Origin of the sequence: Paraburkholderia dioscoreae (assembly GCF_902459535.1) — a bacterium.
In the GTDB taxonomy this organism is placed as follows: domain Bacteria; phylum Pseudomonadota; class Gammaproteobacteria; order Burkholderiales; family Burkholderiaceae; genus Paraburkholderia; species Paraburkholderia dioscoreae.
Genome location: NZ_LR699553.1, coordinates 2468954 through 2495502 on the forward strand (window position 1 = coordinate 2468954; position 26549 = coordinate 2495502).

Genomic DNA, 26549 nt, shown 5'->3' on the forward strand with positions numbered 1-26549 from the left:
CCGCGCATGCCGCGCACACAATCCGCCGGGTGGGCCACCCGACAAGCGCCGTGAAAGCCGCGCCAGGCGGCGATTCCTGCTGTTTCAGAAATTGTTTCAGAAACTGGCATGCGCGGCGCCCGCCAGTTTCATGCGGCCCGCACGCGCCTGCTGCACCCTGAAGCACGTCCCCTTGCGGGACGTCAGGGCTTGTTCGACTCGAACAGATCCATGATCTGCTTCTTCTCGTTCGACGAGACGCTCGGCGGCGGCACCGCCGGCGGCGTCATGCCAGCGGGTCCTACGCCGCCGACCGCATCGCTCGCGCCCGCGGTGGGATTCGCCGAATCCAGACCGATGCTGGCCACGAAGCCGTTGCCCGGCGTCATGTCCGTATAGAACAGCTCACCGTCGACGGCTGTCACGCCGTCCGGCTGCGCCGGTTCGCTTTGCGGCACCCCGCGCAACGCACGCTGCATGTATTCCACCCAGATCGGCAATGCCAGCTGCGCGCCGAATTCGCGGCTGCCGAGGCTCTTCGGCTGGTCATAACCCATCCACGCCACCGCCACGAGCGACTGCTGATAACCGGCAAACCAGCCGTCCTTCGCGTCGTTGGTGGTACCCGTCTTGCCCTGCAGGTCCGAACGATGCAGCGCATTGGTGCCCGCGCCCGTGCCGGCGGTCGCCACCGAATGCAGCAGGCTGTTCATGATGTACGCGTTGCGCGGTTCGAGCGTGCGCGGTGCATCGCGTCCGGCCGTGAGCGGCTGCGCTTTGGAGAGCGGCTCGCCGCGCGCGTCCGTCACCTCGTTGATCAGATACGGATTGATCCGGAAGCCGCCGTTCGCGAACACCGAATACGCGCCCGCCGACTGCAGCGGCGTGACGAGGCCCGCGCCCAGTGCCATCGGCAGATAGGGCGGAGTCTTGTCGGCATCGAAGCCGAAACGCTGCGTGACGAAGTCCTGCGCGTATTTGGTGCCGATGAACGACAGAATACGGATCGACACCAGGTTCTTCGACTTCTGCAACGCGAGACGCATCGGCATCGGACCGTCCGGCTGGTCGTCGTCCTTCGGCTCCCACGCGTCGCCACCCGGCGTGCTCGACGGGAAATACAGCGGCGCGTCGTTGATGATCGTGGCCGGTCCGAGACCCTTGTCGAGCGCTGCCGAGTAGATAAACGGTTTGAAGCTCGAACCCGGCTGGCGCCACGCCTGCGTGACGTGGTTGAACTTGTTCTTGTTGAAGTCGAAACCGCCCACCAGTGCGCGAATCGCGCCGTCCTGCGGCGTGAGCGATACCAGCGCGCCTTCCACCTGCGGCAGTTGCGTGATCTGCCAGTTGCCCTTGTCGTCGGCAACCAGACGCACGATCGAGCCTGGCCTGATCTCCGTGGCCGTCGCTGCGCGCGCGCTCAGCGCGCCCGCCACGAAGCGCAGACCGTCGCCGCTGATCGCCACCTGCGTGCCGTCCACCAGTTGCGCCTTGACCTGCTTCGGACTTGCGTCCGTCACCACGGCGGCGATGATCTCGCCGTTGTCGGGGTGATCGGTGAGCGCGTCGTCGATCGTCTGATCGCGGTCGTCGCCCGGCGCGGGCAGTTGCACGAAACCCTCCGGCCCGCGATACCCATGCCGCCGCTCGTAGTCCATCACGCCCTTGCGCACGGCGCGATAGGCGGCGTCCTGGTCGGCGGAGTCGATCGTGGTGGTGACGTTCAGGCCGCGCGTATAGGTTTCGTCCTTGTACTGCGCATACATCATCTGCCGGACCATTTCGGCAATGTACTCGGCATGCACGCTGTATTCGTTGCCCGGATTCTTGGTGTGGATCTCTTCCTTCACCGCCTGGTCGTATTGCTCCTGGCTGATGTATCTGAGTTCGAGCATGCGCCGCAGAATGTACTCCTGACGGATCTTCGCTCGCTTCGGATTGACCACCGGGTTATACGCGGAGGGCGCCTTCGGCAAGCCCGCCAGCATCGCCGATTCCGCCAGCGTGATGTCCTTCAGATCCTTGCCGAAGTACACGCGCGCGGCCGCGGCGAAACCGTAGGCGCGCTCACCCAGATAAATCTGGTTCATGTACAGCTCAAGAATCTGATCCTTGGTGAGCGCGCGCTCGATCTTGTACGCGAGCAGCATTTCGTAGATCTTGCGCGTGTAGGTCTTCTCACTCGACAGGAAGAAGTTGCGCGCCACCTGCATGGTGATCGTGCTCGCGCCCTGCGAGGCGCCGCCGTGCGAGAGGTCGGAAACACCCGCCCGCAGAATACCGATGAAGTCGACGCCGCCGTGCTCGTAGAAGCGATAGTCTTCGATCGCGAGCACCGCTTTCTTCATCTGATCGGGAATGTCCTGGAAGCGCACGAGACTGCGCCGCTCTTCGCCGAATTCGCCGATCAGCACATGGTCCGCGGTATAGACACGCAGCGGCACCTTCGGGCGATAGTCGGTCAGCGCGTCAAGCGACGGCAGTTGCGGCCCCATCACCACCAGCGCATAGCCGATGATCAGCGCGCCCACCACCGCGACGGTCGCGATCAGGCCGGCGAACCAGATGGCAATGGTCGCGCCGATGGAACGGCGGCCGGCCCCGGCGTCGCGCGAAGCTGCATTGCGTCCTGGCGTGCGTTGGTAGGAATCCCGGTCTTCACCAGACGGAGAATTGGATGAATGCGGTCGTTTGATGATTGGCATGACTGGAATAGTGGGCGCATAACCGAACGCCTTTCTGCACGCGCTCCTGGCGCGCACATGGATCGTGATCGAGCATCGTAGCCTGAGGCGCGAACCACCGCACGGCCCTCTGCCCCCGGCCGGCCGCACGGCACGCCCGGGACCATGTCCGGCGCAACGTAACAGCGCATTTTAAAAGAAATCGAGCGCGGTCCAAGTCAGTTTTTTTGTAAGAATTCCCTTCGCGCGAAAGGAGTCTGTAGTTCCGGGCGGCCAAATGAGCGCTTTCGCGCCCGACGGGAGTTATTCACAGAAAATGTTGAAAGGCCTGTGGACAAGCCACCGGCAACCGCTACAAGCCGTTGATGTCACGGGATTTTCATGTCGCGCCCGTTCCGCATCGGCGCAACTCGTCTTATGATGGACTCGGCGCGCGCCAACACCTGCGCGCGCCGCGGCGTCCGCCAAATGCCCGCTTTGAACCGCCCATGCCAACAAGTATGCGAGCCGACCATGAATAAGCCCAGCGAACGCATCGTTGTATTCGTCACGACCGCGCAGAAACGCGCGATCACCGCCACCGCCGAGAATCTGGGCATTAGCGTCAGCGAACTGATGCGGCGCGCGGTGCTGAGCTTCGGCGCGACCAGCGAACAGGTGAAAGCGGCGAGCATCGTCGACCGCTTGCGCGCGCCGCGCGCGCCGGACGCGCTCGACGCCGCGCTGCAACGGGTCGCACGCGGCACACGGCACGCGCGCGCCGCGCTGCCGCCGGCGTCGCAAACGCACGGCGACGGCGCAACGGGCGGGGTCATGGATAGCGCTGCGGATGCGGCTGCGTCCACGCCGGCTGCGGCCGGGTGGCCGCGCGCGCCCGCGAAAGGCCAGCCCGCGCCGTTGCTGCCGGCGGGTGTCGCTGCCGCCCTCGCAGCCGAAATCGACGAGGAAGCCGCGGCAACAGCGGAAGCGGTCGCGCGCGTGGCGGCGGCCAAAGCGGCTTCCGCGGAAGGATCCACGCCTCAGCAGAGCGATACGGAAGCGCAATTGCGCAGCGGGCTCAAACGCCCACGCCTCGACAGCGCGAGCGAGGACGACGATCCACTCGGCGACCCGAGCACGAAGGGCGGCCGCTTCGCTTGACGAACAGCTGCGCGGCCTGAATCGGCACGTTAGCGTTGCATATCGTTACACGAGCGCTCACGCAAACCTCACGCAAACGTGCGAGCTTTCGGCATTGCACGCGCGCAAAGTCGGCGAATCTGTCATCGCTCCCTTTAAGGCGGTTTTAAGAGAGCACGTGGTGTAATATCCGCGAGCGTCAGAATGACGCGCCGCGCGATTTAACCTTTGAGCTGCCTGCCGCTCGATATCCGAATCGAACAATTTACGCCGCCGCTATTGCAATCAGTGCGTGCGCCCCGACCTCCGGTCCGAACGTTGCGCAGCTTCGCGCGCAGCGGCGTAAAGTAGCAGTTGAATGCAGTTAGGCGCGCGGGATCATTCAGCGCCGTTTACATTCTTTGGAGGTTTTCATGTCGCTTTTTGACAGCATTTCGCGCACGCTCAAAGGTCTCCTGAACGACGCAGCCGATTCCGTGCAGGATCCGTCGCGCGACTCGCGCCAGATCGTGCGCGAACTCGACGAGAGCATCGCCAAAGCCGAGAACTCGCTGATCGAGATTCAGGCACAAGTGGCCACGCAGCAAAGCAAGCGCGATGTTGCCGCGGACAAGGCGAAGAAGTACGAAGACGGCGCCAAACGCGCGCTGCAATCCGGCGACGAAGCGCTCGCGCGCGAAGCCCTCGGCGCTCAAGCCACGGCCGAAGCCGAACGCGACGCGCTGGCGAAGGAACTGACCACGCTGGAGCCGTCGGTGGCGCAGTTGAAGAGCCAGATCGAAGACATGCGCACGCGCCGCAACGACCTGAACGCACGCTCGAACATTCTGCAGGCCAAGCAGCAGATCGCGCAGGCGAAAGATGTGGCGGCCACCGCGTTGGGCGGCATCGGCGGCAAGAACCTGTCCGAAGATTTCCAGAAGCTGGAAGACAAGGTTGCGCTCTCGAATGCCCGTTCGGACGCCCGCCTGAATTCGGCCGACGTGAAGAGCGGCAAGGCGCTCGACGACAAGCTCGCGGATCTGAACCGCGGCCCCTCGGTCGAAGATCGTCTCGAAGCGTTGAAGAAGCAGATCAACACGCCGACCCAGTAATTGCGTCAGCAGCAGTACATACCGGCGCCTTCGTGTGAGTCGCCGGAATCGACTGAAGGAGACGGGCGCATCGCGCCCGGTCCGTAAATGAAAAAATTTCTTGCAACCGCGTTTGCCTCACTGCTGTTCGTGTCGGCTGCGGCGTTCGCCGTGCCTACCGTGCAGCAGATCGAATCGGCCATGTCGCAGGGCAACTGGCAACAGGCCGACGCCGGCCTGAGCGAAGTGCTGCAGGCGCATCCGAACAATGCGCACGCGCATTATCTGTACGCCCAGGTGCTCGACCGCGAAGGCCGTTCTGCCGACGCGCTCGCCCAGGTGCAGCAGGCCAAGACACTCGACCCGCAAATCCGGTTCACCGACCCGACCCGTTTCGCGCAGACTGAAGCGCGCATCCGTAAGGACGCGGAACGTGCCGGCGCAGCGGGTGGCAACACCACCAGCCACGCGGCCAACCCGTTCGTGCAGCAAACCTCGCCGGCAGTGCAGCAGCAGTCGGCCATGATGTCGCAAGCGCCGCAACGGCATGGTCCGGGCATGGGCATGTGGATCGGCATCCTTGTCCTGATCGGGGTGATCGCGCTCGTGCTGCGCTGGACCTTGCGCCGCGCCCGCACGCAAGGCGATACGCGCGCCGACGACGATCGTCGCGTGCAGCTCAAGCGCGCCACCGACATGCTCAACACCGTGCGTTCGCTCAAGCTCGACGTGAAGCTCTCCACCGTGCCAGGCCATGAGGCGCTGGAGAAGGAAGTCGAAGCGACCGAAGACCAGTTGCGCGGCCTCGTCGAAAGCCTGTCGAACAGCAAGAGCCCGGTGCCGCCCTATCAGCTCGACGAACTCGAGCAGCGGCTCGGCAGCCTGCGCGCGCGGGTGGACGGCAAGCCCGATCCGTATGCCGCACCGGCCGCCGGCACGCAACAATCGCCGTATGCACAGGAAGCCGAACGTTTCGGCAATCCGCCGCAAGCGCCCTATCCGCAGCAAGGACCGTATCAGCAACAGCCGCAGGTTATCGTGCAGCAAGGCGGCGGTGGCTTCGGCGGCGGCATGGGGGGTCTGCTGACCGGCGTGCTGCTCGGCGAAGCGCTGAATTCCGGGCGTGAACGTGTGGTGGAACGCGACGTGGTCGTCGACGACGAAGCGCGCCGCCGCGGCAACGACGGCAGCAATGGCGGCGGCCTCGATTTCGGCCAGGGGTCGAACGACTGGAGCGACAACAGCGGCGGCGGCGTCGATATGGGCAGCAACGACGACTCCGGCGGCTGGAACGATACCTGATCTTGATCAGCGGCTGAAATCCGTCCCATTCAGCCAAGCATCTGCAAGCGAAAGAAACAAGCTCCGTCACACGGAGCCTGTTTCTTTATGGCGCTTCGTTTCAGGCTTCAGGCACGCATCGATAGAAGCACCCTGCCCGTCTCATGCTGCACCTGCAACACCGCACCCGCGAACAGCCTGACAATGAAACGCTCCGCATACGCGATCAGCGCATCGCGACGCACTTCGTCTGCATCGATATATTCAGCCGATAGATGGAACAGTTGCAGCACGATCTGCGTGCAGACTTCGTCGACGGTTTCGCGCGAGAGCGCCGGCATCAATTCCAGTTCAACCACGTCGTCGGCCATTTCCGCCGACACCTCGTGCAGGTTGGCGCGCACGGCTCCCCGCAACGCCCGCGATGTGCCGTGATATTCGGCCAGCGCGCTCAGAAACGCCTCGCGGTTCTCCAGCGTGAATGCAAAGAACGCGACACAGGCACGACGCGGCACGCTATGCGGCCCGTCGTCGTGCGCGGCGAGCCAGCGCTCCCGCCGCAGCATCGGCCGCAAACGGCGGCTCACCGACTCGACGGCTTCGCACGCCAGATCGTCGAGCGTGTCGAAGTGGCGATAGAAGGTATTGGGATTGAGCCCGGCCTCGCGAGCCAGTTCGCGCAAACCCAGGCTCGTAAAACTGCGGCCGCCCGCGGTCAGGCGCAACGCGGCCTCGATCAGCTTACGCTTGCCGGCCGGCAATTCCTGGTCGCCGGCAATGCCATGCTCGGCGGCGGTTGCCGCTTCGGGGACGGGTGTCATGTGGTTTCAATCGATGTGCGCCACGCGCGTTTAATAGCAGTACTCTAAACGATCTTGACGTCAGGTGCACAGTTGTCTACCCTGCGCGTTATGCTGCAGTAGACACATGTAGACACCTGAATTCGCCTATGCCGGAGACCGCCGTGACGCCTGCCTCATCTGCTCCACCTGCTGCGCCACGCATCGCGATTGTCGGAAGCGGCTTTGCCGGCATCGGCATGGCGATCCGTTTGCAGCGAATGGGCATCACGTCGTTCACGATCTACGAGGCGGCCGGCGATATCGGCGGCACGTGGCGCGACAACACCTATCCCGGTGCGGCCTGCGACGTGCCCTCGCATCTCTATTCGTTTTCGTTCGAGCCGAATCCGGCCTGGTCGCGCGCGTTCGGCGGCCAGGCGGAGATCTTCGCGTATCTGAAGCATTGCGCCCGCAAATATGGCGTGGAGCGCTACGTGCGTTGCAACGCGCGTGTGGCCGCGGCGCGTTTCGACGAAGCGCGCCAGCTCTGGCGCGTCGAGCTCGATGTGAACGGTGTGCGCGAAAGCATCGAGGCCGACGTGGTGATTGCCGCGAGCGGTCCCCTGTCGCGCCCGGCCATGCCGCGGATCGCGGGGCTCGACCGCTTCGAAGGCAGGCTGTTTCATTCGGCGCGCTGGGATCACGCGTATCCACTCGACGGCAAACGCGTCGCGGTGATCGGCACCGGCGCGAGCGCGATCCAGTTCGTGCCGCAAATCCAGCCGCGCGTCGCGCAACTCGATCTGTTCCAGCGCACCGCGCCGTGGGTAATGCCCAAGCCCGACAAGCCTGTCGGTGCGCGCGCCCAGTGGCTGTTCCGGCATCTGCCGTTCACGCAGCGCTTTGTGCGCAGCGCGATCTACTGGCAACTCGAATCGCGCGCCATCGCCTTCGTGGTCAATCCGAAACTGATGAAGATGCCGATGAAGTTCGGCCTGAGCTACCTCGAACGGCGCGTCAAGGATCCTGCACTGCGCGCCAAGCTCACGCCGACCTACCGGCTCGGCTGCAAACGCGTACTGCTTTCGAGCGACTACTATCCCGCGCTCAGCCAGCCGAACGTAGACGTGGTGACGAGCGGCATTCGCGAGATCGTTGCCGACGGCATCGTGACTGAAGATGGCGCGCATCATCGCGCCGACGCGATCATTTGCGGCACAGGCTTTCAGGTCAACGACGTCGGCGCGCCGTTCGACGTGACCGGCCTCGACGGCGCGGATCTCGGCACCATGTGGCTGCGCGACGGGCCGGAAGCCTACCTCGGTGTCAGCATTGCGAACTTCCCGAACTTCTTCATGATCGTCGGCCCGAATACCGGGCTCGGCCACAACTCGATGATCTACATGATCGAGTCGCAGGTGCAGTACATCGCCGATTGCCTGCGGGTACTGCGCCGCCGCAAAGCACGCACCATGAATTTGCGAGCCGACGTGCAGCGTGATTTCAATGCGCGTTTGCAGAAGGAAATGCAGCGCTCCGTGTGGGTAAGCGGATGTCATAGCTGGTACCAGACCCGTAGCGGCAAGGTCACTGCGCTGTGGCCCGGGTTCACCTTCAGCTTTCGCAAACGCACACGGCGTGTGCGTCCGCACGACTATCGCTTCGCGCCCTGACGACATGAGCGGCGGCGAATGAACTGGGAGAAAGACGCCGCCGATGCAATCCGATTCGAAGCCAATCGAACTAAAAGGGAGACAACACTCATGGCAAGCATCGACTCCACCAAGCCCGCCTCGACCATCCCGCTGCCGCCGCGTTCGCTCGCCGCGCGCCTCGGCATCACCAGCGTGCCGCGCGACGAATTGCGGCAGCGTTATACGCAAAGCGGCTCCAGGTTCGTGAAGATCATGGGCGCCGACGTGCACTATGTCGACGAAGGCAGCGGCGACATCATCGTGATGATGCACGGCTTCGCCTCTTCGCTGCATACGTGGAATCGTGTCGCCGATGAACTCAAGCGCGAGCACCGCGTGATCCGCCTCGATCTGCCGCCGTTCGGCGTGACAGGACCGCTACGCTCCAGCAGCGGCGCAATCGAAACAATGGATCTGCCGACCTATCGGCGTTTCATCGACACGTTCATGCAGGCGCTCGGCATCTCGCGCGCAACCTTGATCGGCAACTCGCTCGGCGGGCTGATTTCGTGGGACTACGCGGCGCGCCATCGCGACGCCGTTGAGCGGCTCGTGCTAATCGACTCGGCCGGCTTTCCGATAAAGCTGCCGATTTACATCGGTCTGTTCAATAGTGCGCTGGTGCGGGTGAGTTCGCCCTGGTGGCTGCCTGAGGCCATCATCAAAAGCGCGGTGCGCAACGTCTATGGCGATCCGCGCAAGATCGACCCGGTGACGCTGCGTCGCTACGTCGAGTTCTTTCACGGCGAAGGCACACGCGCCGCGATCGGCAAGATGGTGCCCACGCTCGATTTCAGGCAAGTCGAGACGAGCGTGCTGAAAACACTCGATGTGCCGGCGCTGGTGCTATGGGGTGCGAAGGATCGTTGGATTCCGACGGCGCACGCCGCCGAATTCGCCAGCCGCATTCCGGGCGCGAAATCGGTCATGTATGCCGGGCTAGGCCACATTCCAATGGAAGAAGCGCCCGAGCGCGTAATGACGGATCTGCGCGCGTTTCTCGGTACGCATGGCGCGCATATTGCGGCTGGCGAAGACGCGTCGCGCGCGCCGGCCTGAGCTGACCGTTTTTTCCTGCTGTTTTTCCCGCTGTTCCATTCAATCGATGATTTGCGCGCGAATCTCGCGCGCAAATCTCCACGCGTTTCCCTTTCGTCGCACGACGCTGCTCAGCCGCCGCCGAGCAGGCGCAACAGCCCCCAGAGAAATTTGCAGAGTATGACGATCAGCTCCCACAGGTGGTAGAGCTGTTGCCAGCCCGCAACGCGCGCGAAGGAGTCGATCATGTTTTCCGGCAAGAGAAGGTAAGGTCCGCGGTCAGGCTACGCATAAAGGTTTAACCGCACATAATAACCACTGCGGGATACCCCGTATCAAGTCATTTGAAAGTCTGCCGTAAATGCATTGAGGAGACGCTGCATCCGCGCTGGATGACTGTGTCAATTGACTGCGCCAGGCGCGCCATTCAGGAGACGACCATGACGCGTTTCAGCTTTCGCCGGACGACCCATTCACAAACGGTAGTCGGCGATATTGCCGCGCAAGCCGGCAAACTGGGTATCGAGATCTGCGACGTATCGGGCCACGTCGAGGAAGTGGCTGCGCGCGTGCAGCGCCAGGCGCACGTATGCCGGGCGCTGCGCGAATCGGCGGCGCAGACGCTCGCGGGCAATCATCGCATTGCCGCTGCCGCTCGCGAAATGAGCCACGTATCTGCCGAAGCCGCAACCGGCGTGCAGCAATCGCAGCAGACGCTCGAAGCGTCGCTGACCGATATCCACGGACTCGTGGAAGGCGTGACCGTTATCGAAAGCCAGATCGGCGCGCTGCGCAGCGCGCTCGCGCATGTGAGCCGCGTCTCCGAGGAGATCTCGCTGATCGCCCGGCAGACGCATCTGCTCGCGCTGAACGCCGCGATCGAAGCCGCGCGCGCCGGCGACTCCGGCAAGAGCTTCGCGGTAGTCGCGGCCGAGGTGAAGAATCTCTCGGCGAAGACCGCGCAGGCCACCGGACAGATCGAGACAACGCTCTCGCAACTCACTCAGCAAACCGAACAGTTGATCAGCGAGGGTTCCGCCAACACCGCGCGAGCACACCGGGTGCGGGAAGGCACGCGCAAAATCGGCGACGTCGTACAGGCAACCGGCGACGCGATCGCGCATCTGAACAATGAAGCGGGACAGATCGCCATGTTGACCGGCGAGATCGAAATACAGTGTGACGGACTCGAGGCACAGGTGCTGGAAATGGCGAGCGGTGTCGAGAATTCGAGCGAAAACTTCGCGCACGCGAAGGACCGTCTGGGGAATCTGCTCGGTGTATCGGAAACGTTGATCGAACTGACCGCCGCGACGGGTGTGGAAACGGCGGATACGCGTTTCATCGAGGCTGTGCAGAAGGCCGCGGCCGCGGTGAGCAAGGCATTCGAAACGGCCGTGGCGCGCGGTGAGGTGTCGATCGAGGATCTGTTCGATCAGCATTACGTGCCGGTGACCGGGAGCAATCCGCCGCAGTTCCTGACGCGGTTTACCGCGTTGACCGACCGGGTATTGCCGGCTATTCAGGAGCCTTTGCTCGATCTCGATCCACGTGTGGCGTTTTGCGCGGCGGTCGATTTGCGGGGCTATCTGCCGACGCACAATCGCAAGTTTTCTTTGCCGCAACGTGATGACGTGGTCTGGAATATGGCGAATAGCCGTAACCGCCGGATGTTCGATGATCGGACCGGGATTGCGGCCGCCTCACATACGAAACCGTTCCTGTTGCAGACGTACCGGCGCGATATGGGGGGCGGGGAATTTGTGCTGATGAAAGATGCGTCCGCACCCATTTTTGTCGGCGGCCGGCATTGGGGCGGCGTTCGGATTGGGTATAAGGTTTGAGGTTTTTTGGGAGGCCGGTTGGGTACGTGGAACGCGCCCAACCGCTTCCACCCGTCCCCTAAACCGCCATCACAGCCCGCTTTCTCTCCGCCCGCTGCATGAAGTAGTTGGCGACCACGACCCCAACCGTCACCACGGCAATAAACAGCGTGGCCAAAGCGTTCATCTCCGGATTCAGCCCCAAACGAACGCGCGAGAAAACGACCAGAGGCAGCGTCGTCGAACCGGGCCCGGACAAAAACGCCGACAGCACCAGATCGTCGATCGACAAGGTAAACGACAACAACCAGCCCGAAACAAGCGCCTGCGAAATCAGCGGCAACGTGATGAAGAAAAACACCCGCAACGGCGTAGCCCCAAGATCCAGCGCGGCCTCTTCGAGCGAAGGATGCAGTTCCTTCACCCTCGACTGCACAATGATCGCCACATAAGAGATGCACAGCATCACATGCCCGATCCAGATCGTGAAAATGCCACGTCCGGCCGGCCATCCCAACCACTTGGCCATTTCGATGAATAGAAGCAGCAGCGAAATACCCTGAATCACCTCGGGAATCACCAACGGTGCGTTGATCATCCCCGTATACAGCGTGAAGCCGCGAAACCGTCCCATGCGCGCGAGCACGAACCCGGCCCACGTACCGATGATCACCGACGCAAACGCCGTCAACAACGCCACCCGCAACGACAACCACGCCGCCGCGATCAACTCGTCATCCTGCAACAGAGCCGCATACCAACGTGTCGAAAAACGCGTCCACACCGTGACCAGTTGCGATTCGTTGAACGAATACACAATCAGACTCACGATCGGCACGTACAGAAACACAAACCCGATTCCCAGGGCAATGAACTGCAAAATCCGGTTCGGCTTCATCAGCGCTTTTCCTCCATCGCCTTTGCCTGCGAGTACTGGAAAAGCGCCATCGGCACCAATAACAACAACACCATCGCGCACGTCACGGCGGACGCCATCGGCCAATCGGCATTGTCGAAAAACTCATTCCACATCACCCGGCCGATCATCAGCGTGTTCGCTCCGCCCAGCAATTCGGGAATCACGTACTCGCCCACCGCCGGAATGAACACCAGCAAACACCCGGCGATGATGCCGTTCTTCGAGAGCGGCAACGTGATCTGCCAGAACGCTTTCCAGGGTCGCGCACCGAGGTCGTAGGCAGCCTCCAGCAGCGTCATGTCCATTTTCACCAGATGCGCGTACAGCGGCATGACGAGAAACGGCAGATATGAATAGACCATGCCGATGTAAACGGCGGTATTCGTGTGATACAGCTCGATCGGTGTGTGAATCAGCCCGATCGACATCAGGAAATTGTTCAGCAAGCCGTTGTTCTTCAGGATTCCGATCCACGCGTACACGCGAATCAGAAACGACGTCCAGAACGGCAGCATCACGGCCATCATCAGCAGGTTGCGGCTGGCCGGATTCGAACGCGCAATGTAATACGCCATCGGGTAGCCGATCAGCAGGCACAACAGCGTCGAGATCGCGGCCACCACCACGGAATTCACGTAGGTCGCGAAATAGAGGCTGTCGGTCAGCAGAAACGCGTAATGCGACAGGTCGAGCGTGATGTGAATCGCGCCGTCCGCGAAGTTGGTCAACTCGGTGTACGGCGGAATGCCGAGCTGCAAATCGGCGAAGCTGATCTTGACGACCAGCAGGAACGGCACGAGGAAAAACAGCAGCAGCCAGATGAACGGGCCGGCCACCACCGCGGTGCGGCCGGTCAGGTTGAAGCGCCGCACCGGCCAGGTGGCGAAAGAATTGAGCGAGCGCTTCATGACGTCAGTACCACGCCGGCCGACGCGCTCCAGCGCACATACACCTCGTCGCCCCACGTGGGCGGATCGATCTCCGTCAACGCGAGGCTCGTCACATTCGCAATCACCGTTTTGCCCGCGTCGAGCTTCACGTGATACAGCGAATAGCCGCCCATGTAGGCAATATTCGTGACGACGCCCTTGCCCCAGTTGTACGCGCCCTCAGGCGGTTTGCGCGTAAGCGCGATGCGCTCGGGGCGCACCGAAATCGTCACCGGCATGCCGAGCGGACCGGTGATACCGTGGCTGACGTACAGGCGGCACGGCAGATCGGGCGTTTCGATGAATACGTGATCGGGTTCGTCTTCGACCGTATGGCCGTCGAACAGATTCGTCGAGCCGATAAACTCGGCCGAGAAGCGGCTGTTCGGATACTCGTAGACTTCGTGCGGCGTGCCGAGCTGAATGATCTCGCCTTCGCTCATTACGGCAAGACGGCTCGCCATGGTCATCGCCTCTTCCTGATCGTGCGTCACCATCACGCAGGTCACGCCGACCTTGTCGAGAATGTTGACCAGTTCGATCTGGGTGCGTTGACGGATCTGCTTGTCGAGCGCTGACATCGGCTCGTCGAGCAGCAGCAGCTTGGGCCGCTTGACCAGTGATCGCGCCAGCGCCACGCGCTGCTGCTGACCGCCCGAGAGCTGGTTCGGCTTGCGCTTCGCGAAGCGGCCCATCTGCACGAGGTCGAGCGCGGTCTGCACGCGGTCCTTCAGCTCGGCCTTCGGCACGCCTTCCTGCTTCAGACCGAAGGCGACGTTCCCCTCCACCGTCATGTGCGGAAACAGCGCGTACGACTGAAACATCATGTTGACCGGCCGGCGGTACGGCGGCAATTGCGCGAGGTCTTCACCGTCGATCAGGATCTTGCCCGAAGTCACGCTCTCGAGCCCGGCCATCATGCGCAACAAGGTGGACTTGCCGCAGCCGGAACTGCCGAGCAGCGCGAACAGCTCGCCCTTTTTCACCGACAGGTTGACCCCTTTGACCGCCACGGTCTCACCGAATTTCTTGACGACGTCGACGATCTGGACGAAGTTGTCCGCTGCGTCGCCCGCAACGGCGTTCAGGCTCGGGGACGACGCGGCGGCCCCCGCCAGCGCGCCCGACTGGTCACTACTCATCACAATGCTTTACTCCGGCGTTTGACGAACAAAGCCCCCGGTGAACACCGAGGGCTTCATGACGATGCTTACCCGTTCACACTGGCCGCGAGTCAGCGGCCGGACTTGAACTCGGTCCACAGCCGCGTTTGCAGCCGCTGGATTTCCGGCGGCAGCGGCTTGAGCAGAAACAGGGTCTTGATGACTTCAGGCGACGGATAAACCGCCGGGTCGTCCGCCACGTCCTTGTCCACGTATTTGCGCGCTTCGAGGTTGGCGCTCGGATAGTACACGGCGTTGGTGATCGCCGCGTGAACCTGCGGCGTCTCGATGTAGTTGATCCACTCGAGCGCGGCGTCCTTGTTCTTCGCGTCCTTTGGAATCGCCATCACGTCGAACCATACCGGTGCGCCGCCCTTCGGAATGTAATACTCGATCTTGTAGGCCTTCTTCGCCTCGACCGCGCGATGCTTGGCGATCACCACGTCGCCCGACCAGCCGTACGCAAAGCACACGTCGCCGCCCACCAGGTCGTTGATGTAGCCCGACGAGTTGAACTGCGTGATATACGGGCGGATCTTCTTCATCATCTCGAGCGCGGCGCGGTAGTCGGCCGGGTTCGTGCTCATCGGATCCTTGCCGATGTAGTGCAGCGCGGCGGCGAACATCTGGTCCGGGGCGTCGAGCACGGACACGCCGCAGGCCTTCAGCTTCGAGATGTTTTCCGGTTTGAAGAGCACGTCCCAGCTGTCGAGCGGCACGTTCTTGCCGAGGATCTGCTGCGCTTGGGTGACGTTGTAGCCGAGGCCGGTCGTGCCGTATGCCCAGGGCACGGTAAATTTGTTGCCGGGATCGGCGCCCGCGACGAGCGCCATCAGCGAAGGATCGAGGTACTTCAGGTTCGGCAGCTTCGATTTGTCGAGCGGCGCGAAGATGCCGGCGGCGATCTGCTTGCCGGCGTAATTGCTGGTGGGCACGACGATATCGTAGCCGGAATTGCCGGTGAGAAGCTTGGCTTGCAGCGTGTCGTCGCTGTCGTAGTTGTCGTATTTGACCTGGACGCCGGTCTGTTTCGTGAAGTTGGGAATGGTGTCCTTGGCGATGTAATCGGACCAGTTATACACGTTCAGTTGCGTGTCTTTCGCAGCGGCCGTCAACCAGGGCGTCGCACACAAGACCAGCGCCGCCACTTGCCCCACTACCCGTCTTTTCATCCCGTTCTCCGATCCTGACCGTCTTCGCCTACGCCGCGGCACCAGCGCGCGGCTCCCCTGAAAAACCCGAAAAGTACCATCAATTATTGCGCGCTTCAAAAAAAACGCCGGGCTGTCGCGCAAACGGTACAGCGCAAGCCGCACCGATGGAAAATTGGCCGCAATTTTAGCGGGTTATGAGCGCCTGTCTACCCGAAAAAAACACCCGCATTGGCCGGGCCGTTGTCCCGTTGTCAAGTTGCCGCCTGAAGGCGAGCCGCGCTCGTGCAAAGGGTCGCGGCCAATGAGCGTTTTCCCGACTCGCTCATGGCTTCTTTCGCGACTTCCATCGCGAGCGCCAAAGTTGCGGCGAGTTCAAGCCGCCTCACGCACGACGGAGCACAATAGCTCTTAACAGCCCAAACGACACGGCTCGCCGCCAATCCCGTGGTGACACGCCCCGCCCGGCGGGCACGCAGCTTGCGGGAGGATGCGGTCTTGAACCTCAGGCGCTGATGAACACCAATCCGTCCGCATTACGACCCAACCGCCGCCGACGCCTGCCGACCAATGGACCGGCACGTCCGCCGCACTGGTTCTCGTTCGTCGGCGCGGGCGCGCTGATTGCGGTCGGCTATATCGATCCGGGCAACTGGGCGACCGCGCTCGGTGCCGGGGCCGGCTACGGCTATCGCCTGCTCAGCATGGTATTGCTGGCGAGCCTGATGGCGATGCTGCTGCAATGGCTGTCGTCGCGCCTCGGCGTGGTGACCGGGCGCGATCTCGCGCAGATCTGCCGGGAGCGCACGAGCCGCCGCGGCACCCTGTTCCTGTGGCTGACAAGCGAGGTCGCGATCATCGCGTGCGACGTCGCCGAGGTGGTCGGCAGCGCCGTCGCGTTGCAATTGCTGCTTGGCGTGTCGCTCACGGTAGGCGTGTTGATGTCGGCGGTATGCACGTTCGCGCTGCTCGCGCTCCAGCAGAAAGGCGGCCGCAAGCTCGAAGCGGTGATCGCGGCGCTGATCGGCTTCGTCGGCCTGTGCTTCGTGGTCCAGCTCGCGCTCGCGCGGCCAGACTGGCACGCGGCGCTCGCCGGCACCGTGCCGAGCGTCGAGTTGCTGCGCAATGCGGGCATGGTGTGGCTCGCGGCGGGCATCGTAGGCGCGACCGTGATGCCGCACAACCTCTATCTGCACTCGGCGTTAGTCAAACACCACGCACCGGAGGGCAGCGACGCGCAGATCAAGGCCGCGCTGCACGTCGTCAATCTCGACACCTTCGGCTCGCTCTCGTTTGCGTTCGTGATCAACGCGGCGCTGCTGATCGTGGCCGCTGCCGTGTTCTACGTGAGCGGCCACCGTGACGTGACCGATCTCGCGGATGCCCACCGGCTGATCGCGCCGCTCGTCGGCACGCACTGGGCCGGCATCCTGTTCGCGGCCGCGCTGCTCGCCTGCGGATTGAGCGCGACCGTCACCGGCACGCTGGCCGGCCAGGCGGTCATGGAAGGCTTTCTGCGCATCCGCCTGCCGCGCTGGCAGCGCGCCCTGCTGACCCGCGCGCTGGCAATCGGGCCGGCGCTTTTCGCAGTTGCGCTGTTCGGCCAGCACGGCTCCAATCAGTTGCTGGTGGCAAGCCAGGTGGTGCTGAGCCTGCAATTGCCGCTCGCGGTCGTGCCGTTGATCCGTTACACGTCGGACGCCGGACTGATGCGCGGCTGGCGCGTGCGCGGCGTGCCGCTCGCGCTCGCGTGGCTGTCCGCCGCGTTCATCGTAACGCTCAATGGCGCGTTGCTATGGCAACTGGCGTTTGGCAATTGAAAGACCTTTTTCAAGCCGACTGTAAATAATGTGACTTTGTAAGTATTCTCTGAGTATCTCGATATGACCGGCGGTATTGCCCGTAGCTAAAGCGCGCCGGCCGCGCGATCCGTTTCATCCCGGCTGCCGGGTTCTTGCGGCAGCCGTTTTTTTGCCCATTTTTTGCGCCCTTTGGCGCGTCCGCGCGATCGATCCGGTGCGCCTGGCATGTGTCGTGGTTCTACGCCTGCCGCGTCCGTTTCGCTCGTTGCCCTGCTCCTGGACGACAACCCATGCGCTTTGACGCTTCAATCGACCGCGTTGCCCGCAATGCCACTTCTCACGCTCGCCGCCCTGTTACACGCTTCGCGCGCTTTGGCCCACGCTTTGGCCGCACCATGCTGCTAGCTGCGCTGGTTGCCGGCGCGGCGATGTCCGGCCAAGCCCGCGCGACGGTGGCGATGCTGCAACCGCCTCGCGTGGCCGCCGCCAACGAGCCGTTGCAGATCACGATGCTCTACTCCGCCGACGACGCCAAAGCGCTGACCATCACCGTCCCGCCGACCATTCGCGTAAGCCTGAGCGCAGGTGAGCAATCACCGCAGCCGCTCGACCTGCAACGCGAGCCGGGTGTGCCCAACACGCTGCATCTGCGGCCCGGCCAGTTCCGCAAGGTGCGTTTCTCGGCGCTCTGGCCGGAATCGGCGCGCGGCGAGGTGCGCATCGACCCGGTGGGATTCGACGCATCGCCCGCGCTTGTCGCGATCAATCGCGGGCCGCAGCAGGACGCGATTGCGCAGGCGGAACGCACGGAAAGCCAGGCGACCACGCCCGCGCAGGCTGCGGCGACGGCGGCCGTGGTCGACGGTCCGACCGGCGACGCCATCTCGCCGCCCGGCGACTCGCTCGCAACGACCGGACGCGGCGTGCTCGCGCACCTCTCCTATTACGAGCCGATGTACATCGCCGCGGGCCACAACGGCGATACGAACGCGCGGCTGCAGTTGAGCTTCAAATATCGGATCCGCATACCGGACGATCTGCGCTCGAAGGCTTTCCTCGACAACCTGTATTTCGCCTACACGCAGACTTCGATCTGGGATCTGTCCGCCGACTCGCGCCCGTTCCACGACACCACCTACTCGCCGCAGTTGTTCTACTACGTGCCGGACACCGGCTGGAAGAGTCCGTTCTTCACCCGCATGGGCTTTGCGGCGGGCGTCGCGCACGAATCGAACGGCAGGGCCGGCGCGGATTCGCGCAGCATCAACATGCCGTTTATCCGGCCAACGTGGGAATTCGGCGATCTGAGCGCCAACCATCTGACCGTGTCGCCGAAGATCTATTACTACGTGGGGACGAGCAGCAACCCGGATATCGCCGACTATCGCGGCTACGTCGATCTGCTGGTCAAATACGGCAGCCCGGACGGCTGGCAGTTGGCGACCACGCTGCGTAAAGGCACCAGGCACTGGTACGGCAGCGTGGATACGCAATTCACCTATCCCCTCGCCAGACTGCTGGGCAGCGCATGGGGCGGCTATATCTGGGTGGGCTACTTCAATGGCTACGGCGAGGATCTACTCGACTACAACAATCGCCAGCACTGGATGGCGCGGATCGGCTACAGCATCGCGCGCTGACACGCGCGGGCCGCGCCGCCACGAAACATGCCGCGAATGCCGCCAAACGTGCGCCAACGGCGGCCTCGCCGTTCGCCACGCCGAGGCCGCCGCCGCGCATCGGCTAACATGGCGGAACTTCGCTTCTTCGCCCCAAGGTTTCCGATGGCATCAAATCTCCACGATCTTCCCGACAGCCCGTGCATCGGCGTCTGTTCCACGCTGTTCGACGACATATGCAAAGGCTGCGGCCGCACCGCGGCAGAAGTGTCCAACTGGGTTTTCCTGAGCGACGAGGAAAAACGCGCCGTGTGGGTTCGCATCGAGCAGGAAGGCACGGCTATGAGGTTTGCGAACGACAGACTGTAGGCCTTTTGGCCAGAGCCGGACGCGACCTGTCCGACGCTTGCGGCAACGCCGCGCCCAACCTGAAGCGCCAAAGGAAACGCCGGGATTGAACTGACCCCGGCGTTTTTACATGGCGAATGCTGTTGGTTGTGCACGCAAGCACCGCGCAAAAAAATCAGAAGCGCATCCCGACACCCACGCCGACCACCACCGGATCGATGCTCAGGCGACCGAGCGGCTGACCGCCGAGCGTAGCATCCGTGTGCATCCAGATCTTCTTGATGTCCGCATTGACGAACAGCGACTTGGTCACCTGAACGTCCACGCCAGCCTGCAATGCCGGGCCCCAACTATGATTGCTGATCCCGATCGACTGGCCGCCCGCGTTCAGGCCATTGTTATAGAACAGCGTGTAGTTCAGACCCGCGCCGAGATAGGGACGAATGCGCCCCGCGTGGTTGAAGTGATATTGCAGCAGCAGCGTAGGCGGCAATACGTTCACGCCACCGAGATTGCCCAGGCTCGAGGTCAGCTGATGCCGCGAGGTGGCGAGAATCAACTCGACGCCGAGGTAATCGCGGATCATATACGTCAGATCCAGTTCCGGCACGATGGCGTTGTTCACATCCACGTTAAGCGCCGACAGCGATTGGGTGGTGCTCACGTTCGGCATGATGCTGATGGCGCGCAGGCGCACCAGTACGTCGCCGGCGTGAATGCCGCTCATCGTGTCGTCGCCCGCGGCATGCGCCTGCAGGGCAAAGGCGCTGGCGCACAGCACGCTCGAAGCGATGGCGGCGGCTTTGATTCGGTTCCTCAACGAGTGCTTCATGTGCTTCCCCAATTATTTGTTTGCGTGTGGGAATTGTCGAAGTTCCCGTCGCGCGACATGTTGACGCGTATCAAATCAGCGAGAATGCCCATCGCCCTGCGACAGCCGGTCGCGTCGCCCCCGTAAGCAGCAGTTCGAGCAGATCATGCACGCTGCGAATGGCCGTGCCGAACGGCAACGCTTCCCGGCCGCGGAAGAACAGGCCGTTTGCCACGTCCCCGCGCAATGCCGCCGCGAGCCGCGTATCGATGCAGAAATGGCCGAACTTCTCGATGCCGTCGCGCCAGCCACACGTGCTGAGACATTCGAGCGCGGTGGGGCAAACGTGTTTGAGCGCGCCGACTTTCTCTCGAATTCTCGTTTCATGGCGCAGGTAACGCGCGAGCCACGGCGTTTTCACGGCGCGCGCGGGCAATCCCGTCACGCTGACGAATTCGACGATGTCCTCGGGCGTGGCCTCGGCCAGCACGCGCTTGAAATTCGGATGCGCGTCGCCTTCCTCGGTCACGGCGAACGGCGTGCCGAGCTGCACGCCGCTTGCACCCGCGCTCAGCAGCGCGCGCACGGCTTCGTGACTATTGATGCCGCCGGCGACGATCAGGGGCACGTCCCGGCGGTTCAGGCCGAGCGAGGTGAAGACCGTGTCGATCTCTTCGAGGACGCGGAAAAAATCGAAGCGCTGATCATGCTGATCGGCCAGGTTGTTGACGCCGAGATGGCCGCCCGCGTGCGCCGGATGTTCGATCACGACGGCGTCGGGCAAACGGCCTTTTTTCATCCACTTCTTGAGCACGAGCGCGACGCCGCGGCTGTCGGACAGAATCGGAATCAGCGCGATGTCGTGCCCTTGGGTCATGTCCGGCAAATCGAGCGGCAGGCCCGCGCCCATGACGATCGCATCGGCACCGTTCTCGCACGCGACGCGCACGTAGTCCGCTTGCGCGCTGACCGCTTTCATGACGTTGACGGCGATCATGCCGCGGCCCTCGCTCAATGCTTTGGCAGCGTGGATCTCGCGGGCCAGCGCGGTGAGGTTGGCCTGTTCGAGCGTGGCACGGTCGGGCGACTCGCGGCAGAGCTCGATCAGATCCTGATGATGGTGCCGCAGGTCGATACTGGCGATCGTGCCCAATGCGCCTTCGCGGGCGACGCTACCGGCCAGCCGGTGCGCCGAGATGCCGACGCCCATGCCGCCTTGCACGATCGGCAGTAACGAGCGGCCGCGAATGACGAGCGGCGGGAAAGAGTGAGAGTTGAGCATGACTGCCCCAATGGCGATTATCAAAACGGTGATAATCGCCGGTCGGGGGCAGCCGGCGTTGTTTCAGGTCAATGAGCCGGCAGATGGCTCAGTCGCATATGCCGGTCAGTTGATGCCGGTCATCAGAATCGGTTCACACCCGGAATTGCATGGATTTGAGTTCGAGATACTCTTCGAGTCCGTAGACCCCGTTTTCGCGCCCGAATCCCGACTGCTTGAAACCGCCGAAAGGCGCGGCCATATTCCACGTGCCGCCGTTGATATCGACCTGGCCGGTTCGAACCCGCCGCGCGATGCCGACGGCACGCTCGTCGCTGCCGGCCCATACCGCGCCGCCCAGGCCATACGGCGAATCGTTGGCGATCCGAACGGCTTCCTCTTCGTCCTTGTAGGTCAGAATCGACAGGACCGGGCCGAAGATTTCCTCCTGAGCGATCGTCGCCTTGGGATGCACGCGGCCGAACACAGTGGGTTTGACGAAGAAGCCCTTCGACAGCCCATCGGGCAGGCCCGCCCCGCCTGTCACCAGCTCGGCGCCCTCCTCGATCCCCTTCGCGATGTATTGCTGCACGCGCGCCTGCTGCGCGGCCGAAGCCAGCGGGCCGAGACGGGACGTCTCATTGCGCGGATCGCCGGCTACGTACGTCTCGGCGGCCCGCTTCGCCAGCGCGCGCGCTTCCTCGTAGCGCGCCTCGGGCACCAGCATGCGCGTATGCGCGGAGCATGTCTGTCCGGAATTCAGAAAGCACGCGCTAACCGTGCCTTTGACGGCCACGGCGAAATCCGCATCGTCGAGAATGACCGAAGCCGACTTGCCGCCGAGTTCGAGCGCGACGCGCTTGACCGTCGCCGAGGCCAGCTCGGACACCCGTTTGCCGGCGCGAGTCGAGCCGGTGAACGACACCATATCCACCGACGGATGGCTCGCCAGCACTTCGCCCACCACCGGCCCATAACCGCTCACGAGGTTGAATACGCCGGCCGGCAACCCGGCCTCGTGGATCGCCTCGGCAAGCACGAACGCGGTCAGCGGCGCGATCTCCGAGGGCTTCAGCACCACTGTGCAACCTGCGGCGAGCGCCGCCGCGACCTTCAGCGTGACCTGATTGAGCGGATAGTTCCACGGCGTGATCGCCGCCACCACGCCGACCGGCTCGCGCACCACCAGCGAATTGCCGACGCGTTCCTCATACTGGAACTCGCTAGCAAGCTTCGCATATGCGCCCCAGTTATAGACCGGGCTGCCCACCTGGATGGCACGCGCGAGTTTTAGCGGCATGCCGACTTCGCCGGCAATCAAACCGGCCAGTTCGTCGGTGCGCGCTTTCAGATTCGCCGCGACGTTGCGCAGATACTCGCCGCGTTCGGCGGCGGGCGTCGCGGCCCACGCGTCGAAGGCCACGCGGGCGGCGGCGATCGCGCTCTCGGCATCGGCCTCGACCCCTTCGGGGATGCGGCCCATGATCTCTTCCGTGCCCGAGTCGATCACGTCGATCGTGCCGGTGCCGCACGGCGCGATCCACTTGCCGTCGATATAGAGTTGCTCGTACGTCTTCATGATGATCGGTCCCTGTCTGTGTCTCCGGAATGGTCTTCTATTCTAACCAGCAGGCCGGACCGGGCCGGTGCGCGAGGCGCCCGCCATGAAAAAAGCCCGCTTCTTCGAATAAGCGGGCTTTGCGGTGCAACGTGCTACAGCGAGCGGTTCAGGTGCGCTTACTGCACGCCCTGGCTCAACAGGAAATCTTCGTAGTTGCCGCCGAAGTCGTTCAACGTGCCGTCGGTCTTCACTTCGATGATCCGGTTCGCGAGGCCGCTCACGAACTCACGGTCGTGCGAAACGAAAATCAGCGTGCCTTCGAACTTGTCGAGCGCGATCTGCAGCGACTCGATCGATTCCATGTCCATGTGGTTGGTCGGCTCGTCCATCAGCAGCACGTTGTGGCGGCCCAGCATCAGCTTGCCCCAGATCATGCGGCCCTTCTCGCCGCCAGAAAGCACCTTGACCGACTTGCGGATGTCGTCCGCATTGAACAGCAGGCGGCCGAGCGTGCCGCGCACCATCTGCTCGTCGTCGCCTTCCTTGCGATAGACGTCGATCCACTCCATCAGCGTGACGTCGTCCGGAAACTCTTCGTACGTATCCTGCGGCATGTAGCCGATGTTCGCGTTCTCGGCCCACTTCACCGTGCCGTGATCGAGCTCCAGCTTGCCGAGCAGCGAGCGCAGCAGCGTGGTCTTGCCCGCGCCGTTCTCGCCGATGATCGCGATACGCTCGCCCGGCTGCACGCTGATGCTGAAGTCGTTGAAGATGGTGCGCTCGTACTTCTTCGAGATCTTCTCGGCCACCACCGCGATGTTGTGCAGCTTCTTTTCGTACTCGAAGCGGATGAACGGGTTCTGCCGCGACGACGGCTTGAATTCCTCGATCTTGATCTTGTCGATCATCTTCAGACGGCTGGTGGCCTGACGCGCCTTCGACTTGTTCGCCGAGAAGCGGCGCACGAAGTCCTGCAGGTCGGCGACGCGTTCCTTCGCCTTCGCGTTGGCGTTCTGCTGACGCTCGCGCGCCTGCGTGCTCGCCAGCATGTAGTCGTCGTAGTTGCCCGGATAGACCTTCAGCGTGCCGAAGTCCATGTCGGCCATGTGCGTGCAGACCTGGTTCAGGAAGTGGCGATCGTGCGAGATGATGATCATCGTCGAGTTGTACTGGTTGAGCACGTCTTCCAGCCAACGGATCGAGTTGATGTCCAGGTTGTTGGTCGGCTCGTCCAGCAGCAGCACGTCCGGCTTCGAGAACAGCGCCTGCGCGAGCAGCACGCGCAGTTTCCAGCCCGGCGCCACGTTGCTCATCGGGCCGTTGTGGTTCTCGATCGCGATGCCGATGCCGAGCAGCAGTTCGCCCGCGCGCGCCTCGGCCGTGTAGCCGTCGTACTCGGCGAACTTCGCTTCGAGTTCGGCGGCGTGCATGTAGTCGTCGTCCGTCGCGTCGGGGTTCGCGTAGATCGCGTCGCGCTCGGTCATGGCGGCCCACATTTCGGCGTGGCCCATCATCACGACGTCGAGCACGCGCACGTCTTCGTACGCGAACTGATCCTGGCGCAATTTACCGAGGCGGATGTTCGGTTCGAGCATGACGTTGCCCGAACTCGGCTCCAGGTCGCTGCCCAGGATCTTCATGAAAGTGGACTTGCCGCAGCCGTTCGCACCAATCAGGCCATAGCGGTTCCCTCCCCCGAATTTGACCGAGATGTTCTCGAAGAGCGGCTTCGGCCCGAATTGCATGGTGATATTGGCGGTAGACAGCACGGCGCGTCCCTTTGAATGTGATATCGGCGAAAAACCCAACATTTTAGCAGGTTATCGCGAATTCAACCCGCACGTGCGTCGCATTACTGGCTTTGGACGCCGCGCGGCGTGTGCAGAACGTCGGCACGCAAATCCGCGGCGGCGGACCGCGCACGGCATACCGGGCACGGCCCGTGCGGTATGACTCGCTCATGCGAGAGCCCTCCGCGGCGCTGGCGTTACCTATACTTTTTGAACACCAACGAAGATCAAAGGAGGAAGTTCATGTCAGAACACGTCTACAAACAGATCGAACTGACCGGTTCGTCGACCAAATCGATCGACGACGCCATTAGCACGGCCATTGCAAAAGCGTCGAAAACGCTGCGCAATTTACACTGGTTCGAAGTGACGGAGACTCGGGGCCAGATCGAAAACGACAAGGTTGCTTTCTGGCAGGTGACCATCAAGGTCGGGTTGCGCATCGACTGATGGCGCGCGGGCGCAATCGTCCGCGGAAAAATCCGGAGTTAAAAAAAGCTGCGTCCGCACTGGACGCAGCTTTTTGAAACAGCGGTCGCCGGAAATGCCGCCTCGTCGATCCTGACCTTGACGCCCTTACTTCGGCAGCGACCCGTCCACGCCTTCCACATACCAGTTCAGGCGTTGCAGTTCCGGATCGGTCAGCGTCTTGCCGGCCGGCACCTTCACCGCGCCCGACTGATCCTTGATCGGGCCGGTGAACACGTCCCACTTGCCGCCCGCCAGTTCGTCGCGCCTGGCCGAAACCTGCTTCTGCGCTTCAGCCGGAATCGCGGACGTATTCAGATCTTCGAGGTTGACGGCCTTCTGCGGAATGCCCCACCACACCGGGTCGTTCTTCCACTTGCCGTCCAGCACCTGCTGGATTGCCGCGTTGTAATACACGCCCCAGTGCGCGACCACCGAACCGAGGTGCGCGTCAGGACCGAACTTCTTCATGTCCGAATCCCAGCCGAACGCATGCACGTGCTTTTCCGATGCCGTGGCGAGCGTGGCGCTCGAATCGGTGTTCTGCAGCAGCACGTCCGCGCCCTGCCCGATCAGCGTTTCGGCCGCCTGCTTTTCCTTGCCCGGATCGAACCAGCTGTTGATCCAGATGACCTTGGTGTGCACCTTCGGATTCACCGAACGCGCGCCGAGCGTGTACGCGTTGATGTTGCGGATCACTTCTGGAATCGGCACCGAAGCCACGAAGCCGAGCGTGTTGGTCTTCGTCACGTAGCCCGCGGCAACGCCGGCGAGGTACGCGCCCTGGTACATGCGCACGTCATAGGTGCCGAAGTTCGGCGCCTTCTTGTAGCCGGTTGCGTGCAGGAAAACGGTGTCCGGAAAATCTTTCGCGACCTTCAGTTCGAAGTCCTGATAGCCGAAGCTCGAACCGATGATGATCTTGTTGCCCTTGTTCGCCAGATCGCGGAACACGCGCTCGGAGTCGGCCGATTCCGGCACGTTTTCAATGCGGGTGATCTTGATCTTGCTGCCGAACTTCGCTTCCGCTTCCTTCGAGCCCTGGTCGTGCGCGAAGGTCCAGCCGGCATCGCCCGGATTGCCGAGATAGACGAACGCGACGCCCGGCGCATCGGCGGCCTGCGCGCTTTGCGCGAGCGGCGCGGCGAGCGCCAGCGAGGCCGCGCCCCAAGCAAAAGCGGTCAGCAGATTTCTTCTCTTCATGTTTTCTCCTGTTGTGTTTATCGAATGATGTGAAACATGTGGTCGATGGAT

General features: G+C 62.9%; 21 protein-coding genes. 10 read left to right on the forward strand and 11 right to left on the reverse strand.

Translation table 11 applies throughout. The annotated features are described in order from the left end of the window. Positions 1-182: 182 nt before the first annotated feature. A complete protein-coding gene (locus tag PDMSB3_RS10960) occupies positions 183-2684 on the reverse strand; it encodes a penicillin-binding protein 1A (protein ID WP_007181620.1) in 2502 nt (833 codons plus the stop codon). A gap of 492 nt (positions 2685-3176) precedes the next feature. Here PDMSB3_RS10960 and PDMSB3_RS10965 point away from each other — a divergent pair, with 492 nt between their 5' ends. The 3 genes from PDMSB3_RS10965 to PDMSB3_RS10975 all read left to right on the forward strand — a co-directional run bounded on the left by PDMSB3_RS10965 (position 3177) and on the right by PDMSB3_RS10975 (position 6157). Continuing rightward, positions 3177-3803 carry a hypothetical protein gene (locus tag PDMSB3_RS10965; RefSeq protein ID WP_165186132.1) on the forward strand — a complete coding sequence of 209 codons (627 nt, stop codon included), beginning with the start codon at positions 3177-3179 and terminating at the stop codon, positions 3801-3803. 392 nt (positions 3804-4195) lie between these two features. Continuing rightward, positions 4196-4876, forward strand: coding sequence for a PspA/IM30 family protein (locus PDMSB3_RS10970; protein ID WP_007181618.1), 681 nt, complete (start codon positions 4196-4198; stop codon positions 4874-4876). Positions 4877-4963: 87 nt separating this feature from the next. Continuing rightward, positions 4964-6157, forward strand: coding sequence for a tetratricopeptide repeat protein (locus PDMSB3_RS10975; protein ID WP_165186135.1), 1194 nt, complete (start codon positions 4964-4966; stop codon positions 6155-6157). A 107-nt stretch (positions 6158-6264) separates the two neighbouring features. Here PDMSB3_RS10975 and PDMSB3_RS10980 read toward each other — a convergent pair whose 3' ends face one another. Next, on the reverse strand, positions 6265-6957 hold the full coding sequence (locus PDMSB3_RS10980; RefSeq protein WP_197740226.1) for a TetR family transcriptional regulator: 693 nt from the start codon (positions 6955-6957) through the stop codon (positions 6265-6267). Between the two features lie 143 nt (positions 6958-7100). Here PDMSB3_RS10980 and PDMSB3_RS10985 point away from each other — a divergent pair, with 143 nt between their 5' ends. The 3 genes from PDMSB3_RS10985 (at position 7101) to PDMSB3_RS10995 (ending at position 11494) form a co-directional block, all read left to right on the forward strand. Then, positions 7101-8591 carry a flavin-containing monooxygenase gene (locus tag PDMSB3_RS10985; RefSeq protein WP_165186138.1) on the forward strand — a complete coding sequence of 497 codons (1491 nt, stop codon included), beginning with the start codon at positions 7101-7103 and terminating at the stop codon, positions 8589-8591. Positions 8592-8681: 90 nt separating this feature from the next. Next, positions 8682-9671, forward strand: a complete 990-nt coding sequence (locus tag PDMSB3_RS10990) for an alpha/beta fold hydrolase (protein ID WP_165186140.1) — start codon at positions 8682-8684, stop codon at positions 9669-9671. A 419-nt stretch (positions 9672-10090) separates the two neighbouring features. Further along, a complete protein-coding gene (locus PDMSB3_RS10995) occupies positions 10091-11494 on the forward strand; it encodes a methyl-accepting chemotaxis protein (RefSeq protein ID WP_007181612.1) in 1404 nt (467 codons plus the stop codon). 58 nt (positions 11495-11552) lie between these two features. On the opposite strand, the gene PDMSB3_RS11000 is transcribed toward PDMSB3_RS10995, so the two are convergent. From PDMSB3_RS11000 to PDMSB3_RS11015, 4 genes are all read right to left on the reverse strand, one after another. After that, complete coding sequence (locus tag PDMSB3_RS11000) at positions 11553-12371, reverse strand: ABC transporter permease subunit (RefSeq protein ID WP_007181611.1); 819 nt, start codon at positions 12369-12371, stop codon at positions 11553-11555. Continuing rightward, on the reverse strand, positions 12371-13300 hold the full coding sequence (locus tag PDMSB3_RS11005) for an ABC transporter permease subunit (RefSeq protein WP_007181610.1): 930 nt from the start codon (positions 13298-13300) through the stop codon (positions 12371-12373). The genes PDMSB3_RS11000 and PDMSB3_RS11005 overlap by 1 nt, the downstream gene beginning before the upstream one ends. Beyond that, the gene (locus tag PDMSB3_RS11010; RefSeq protein WP_007181609.1) at positions 13297-14463 is read right to left on the reverse strand and encodes an ABC transporter ATP-binding protein; all 1167 of its coding nucleotides are present in this window, start codon (positions 14461-14463) and stop codon (positions 13297-13299) included. The genes PDMSB3_RS11005 and PDMSB3_RS11010 overlap by 4 nt, the downstream gene beginning before the upstream one ends. Before the next feature lie 92 nt (positions 14464-14555). Further along, complete coding sequence (locus PDMSB3_RS11015; protein WP_165186143.1) at positions 14556-15656, reverse strand: polyamine ABC transporter substrate-binding protein; 1101 nt, start codon at positions 15654-15656, stop codon at positions 14556-14558. 494 nt (positions 15657-16150) lie between these two features. Between PDMSB3_RS11015 and PDMSB3_RS11020 the strand changes: the two genes are divergently transcribed. From PDMSB3_RS11020 to PDMSB3_RS11030, 3 genes are all read left to right on the forward strand, one after another. Beyond that, complete coding sequence (locus tag PDMSB3_RS11020; protein WP_007181607.1) at positions 16151-17455, forward strand: Nramp family divalent metal transporter; 1305 nt, start codon at positions 16151-16153, stop codon at positions 17453-17455. A 272-nt stretch (positions 17456-17727) separates the two neighbouring features. Then, positions 17728-19077 (forward strand): phospholipase A, encoded by a 1350-nt coding sequence (locus PDMSB3_RS11025; RefSeq protein WP_007181606.1) that lies wholly within the window; start codon positions 17728-17730, stop codon positions 19075-19077. Positions 19078-19221: 144 nt separating this feature from the next. Next, entirely contained in the window at positions 19222-19425 is a 204-nt protein-coding gene (locus tag PDMSB3_RS11030; RefSeq protein ID WP_007181605.1) for a DUF1289 domain-containing protein, read from the forward strand. Positions 19426-19579: 154 nt separating this feature from the next. Here the strand turns inward: PDMSB3_RS11030 and PDMSB3_RS11035 are convergent, their stop codons facing one another. The 4 genes from PDMSB3_RS11035 to PDMSB3_RS11050 all read right to left on the reverse strand — a co-directional run bounded on the left by PDMSB3_RS11035 (position 19580) and on the right by PDMSB3_RS11050 (position 24806). Continuing rightward, entirely contained in the window at positions 19580-20236 is a 657-nt protein-coding gene (locus tag PDMSB3_RS11035; protein ID WP_007181604.1) for an OmpW/AlkL family protein, read from the reverse strand. 70 nt (positions 20237-20306) lie between these two features. Further along, entirely contained in the window at positions 20307-21497 is a 1191-nt protein-coding gene (locus tag PDMSB3_RS11040; protein WP_165186145.1) for an NAD(P)H-dependent flavin oxidoreductase, read from the reverse strand. Between the two features lie 133 nt (positions 21498-21630). Beyond that, positions 21631-23055, reverse strand: a complete 1425-nt coding sequence (locus PDMSB3_RS11045) for an aldehyde dehydrogenase family protein (RefSeq protein ID WP_165186148.1) — start codon at positions 23053-23055, stop codon at positions 21631-21633. A 158-nt stretch (positions 23056-23213) separates the two neighbouring features. Further along, positions 23214-24806, reverse strand: coding sequence for an ABC-F family ATPase (locus PDMSB3_RS11050; RefSeq protein ID WP_165186150.1), 1593 nt, complete (start codon positions 24804-24806; stop codon positions 23214-23216). A gap of 264 nt (positions 24807-25070) precedes the next feature. Between PDMSB3_RS11050 and PDMSB3_RS11055 the strand changes: the two genes are divergently transcribed. Further along, positions 25071-25277, forward strand: coding sequence for a dodecin (locus PDMSB3_RS11055; protein ID WP_007181599.1), 207 nt, complete (start codon positions 25071-25073; stop codon positions 25275-25277). A gap of 126 nt (positions 25278-25403) precedes the next feature. Here the strand turns inward: PDMSB3_RS11055 and PDMSB3_RS11060 are convergent, their stop codons facing one another. Continuing rightward, entirely contained in the window at positions 25404-26498 is a 1095-nt protein-coding gene (locus tag PDMSB3_RS11060) for a BMP family ABC transporter substrate-binding protein (protein ID WP_007181598.1), read from the reverse strand. Positions 26499-26549 lie beyond the last annotated feature (51 nt).

Coding starts and splice junctions, on each gene's coding strand:
- PDMSB3_RS10960 (WP_007181620.1), bottom strand. CDS start 2,684: ATGCCAATCATCAAACGACCGCATTCATCCAATTCTCCGTCTGGTGAA.
- PDMSB3_RS10965 (WP_165186132.1), top strand. CDS start 3,177: ATGAATAAGCCCAGCGAACGCATCGTTGTATTCGTCACGACCGCGCAG.
- PDMSB3_RS10970 (WP_007181618.1), top strand. CDS start 4,196: ATGTCGCTTTTTGACAGCATTTCGCGCACGCTCAAAGGTCTCCTGAAC.
- PDMSB3_RS10975 (WP_165186135.1), top strand. CDS start 4,964: ATGAAAAAATTTCTTGCAACCGCGTTTGCCTCACTGCTGTTCGTGTCG.
- PDMSB3_RS10980 (WP_197740226.1), bottom strand. CDS start 6,957: ATGACACCCGTCCCCGAAGCGGCAACCGCCGCCGAGCATGGCATTGCC.
- PDMSB3_RS10990 (WP_165186140.1), top strand. CDS start 8,682: ATGGCAAGCATCGACTCCACCAAGCCCGCCTCGACCATCCCGCTGCCG.
- PDMSB3_RS10995 (WP_007181612.1), top strand. CDS start 10,091: ATGACGCGTTTCAGCTTTCGCCGGACGACCCATTCACAAACGGTAGTC.
- PDMSB3_RS11000 (WP_007181611.1), bottom strand. CDS start 12,371: ATGAAGCCGAACCGGATTTTGCAGTTCATTGCCCTGGGAATCGGGTTT.
- PDMSB3_RS11005 (WP_007181610.1), bottom strand. CDS start 13,300: ATGAAGCGCTCGCTCAATTCTTTCGCCACCTGGCCGGTGCGGCGCTTC.
- PDMSB3_RS11010 (WP_007181609.1), bottom strand. CDS start 14,463: ATGAGTAGTGACCAGTCGGGCGCGCTGGCGGGGGCCGCCGCGTCGTCC.
- PDMSB3_RS11015 (WP_165186143.1), bottom strand. CDS start 15,656: ATGAAAAGACGGGTAGTGGGGCAAGTGGCGGCGCTGGTCTTGTGTGCG.
- PDMSB3_RS11020 (WP_007181607.1), top strand. CDS start 16,151: ATGAACACCAATCCGTCCGCATTACGACCCAACCGCCGCCGACGCCTG.
- PDMSB3_RS11025 (WP_007181606.1), top strand. CDS start 17,728: ATGCGCTTTGACGCTTCAATCGACCGCGTTGCCCGCAATGCCACTTCT.
- PDMSB3_RS11030 (WP_007181605.1), top strand. CDS start 19,222: ATGGCATCAAATCTCCACGATCTTCCCGACAGCCCGTGCATCGGCGTC.
- PDMSB3_RS11035 (WP_007181604.1), bottom strand. CDS start 20,236: ATGAAGCACTCGTTGAGGAACCGAATCAAAGCCGCCGCCATCGCTTCG.
- PDMSB3_RS11040 (WP_165186145.1), bottom strand. CDS start 21,497: ATGCTCAACTCTCACTCTTTCCCGCCGCTCGTCATTCGCGGCCGCTCG.
- PDMSB3_RS11045 (WP_165186148.1), bottom strand. CDS start 23,055: ATGAAGACGTACGAGCAACTCTATATCGACGGCAAGTGGATCGCGCCG.
- PDMSB3_RS11055 (WP_007181599.1), top strand. CDS start 25,071: ATGTCAGAACACGTCTACAAACAGATCGAACTGACCGGTTCGTCGACC.
- PDMSB3_RS11060 (WP_007181598.1), bottom strand. CDS start 26,498: ATGAAGAGAAGAAATCTGCTGACCGCTTTTGCTTGGGGCGCGGCCTCG.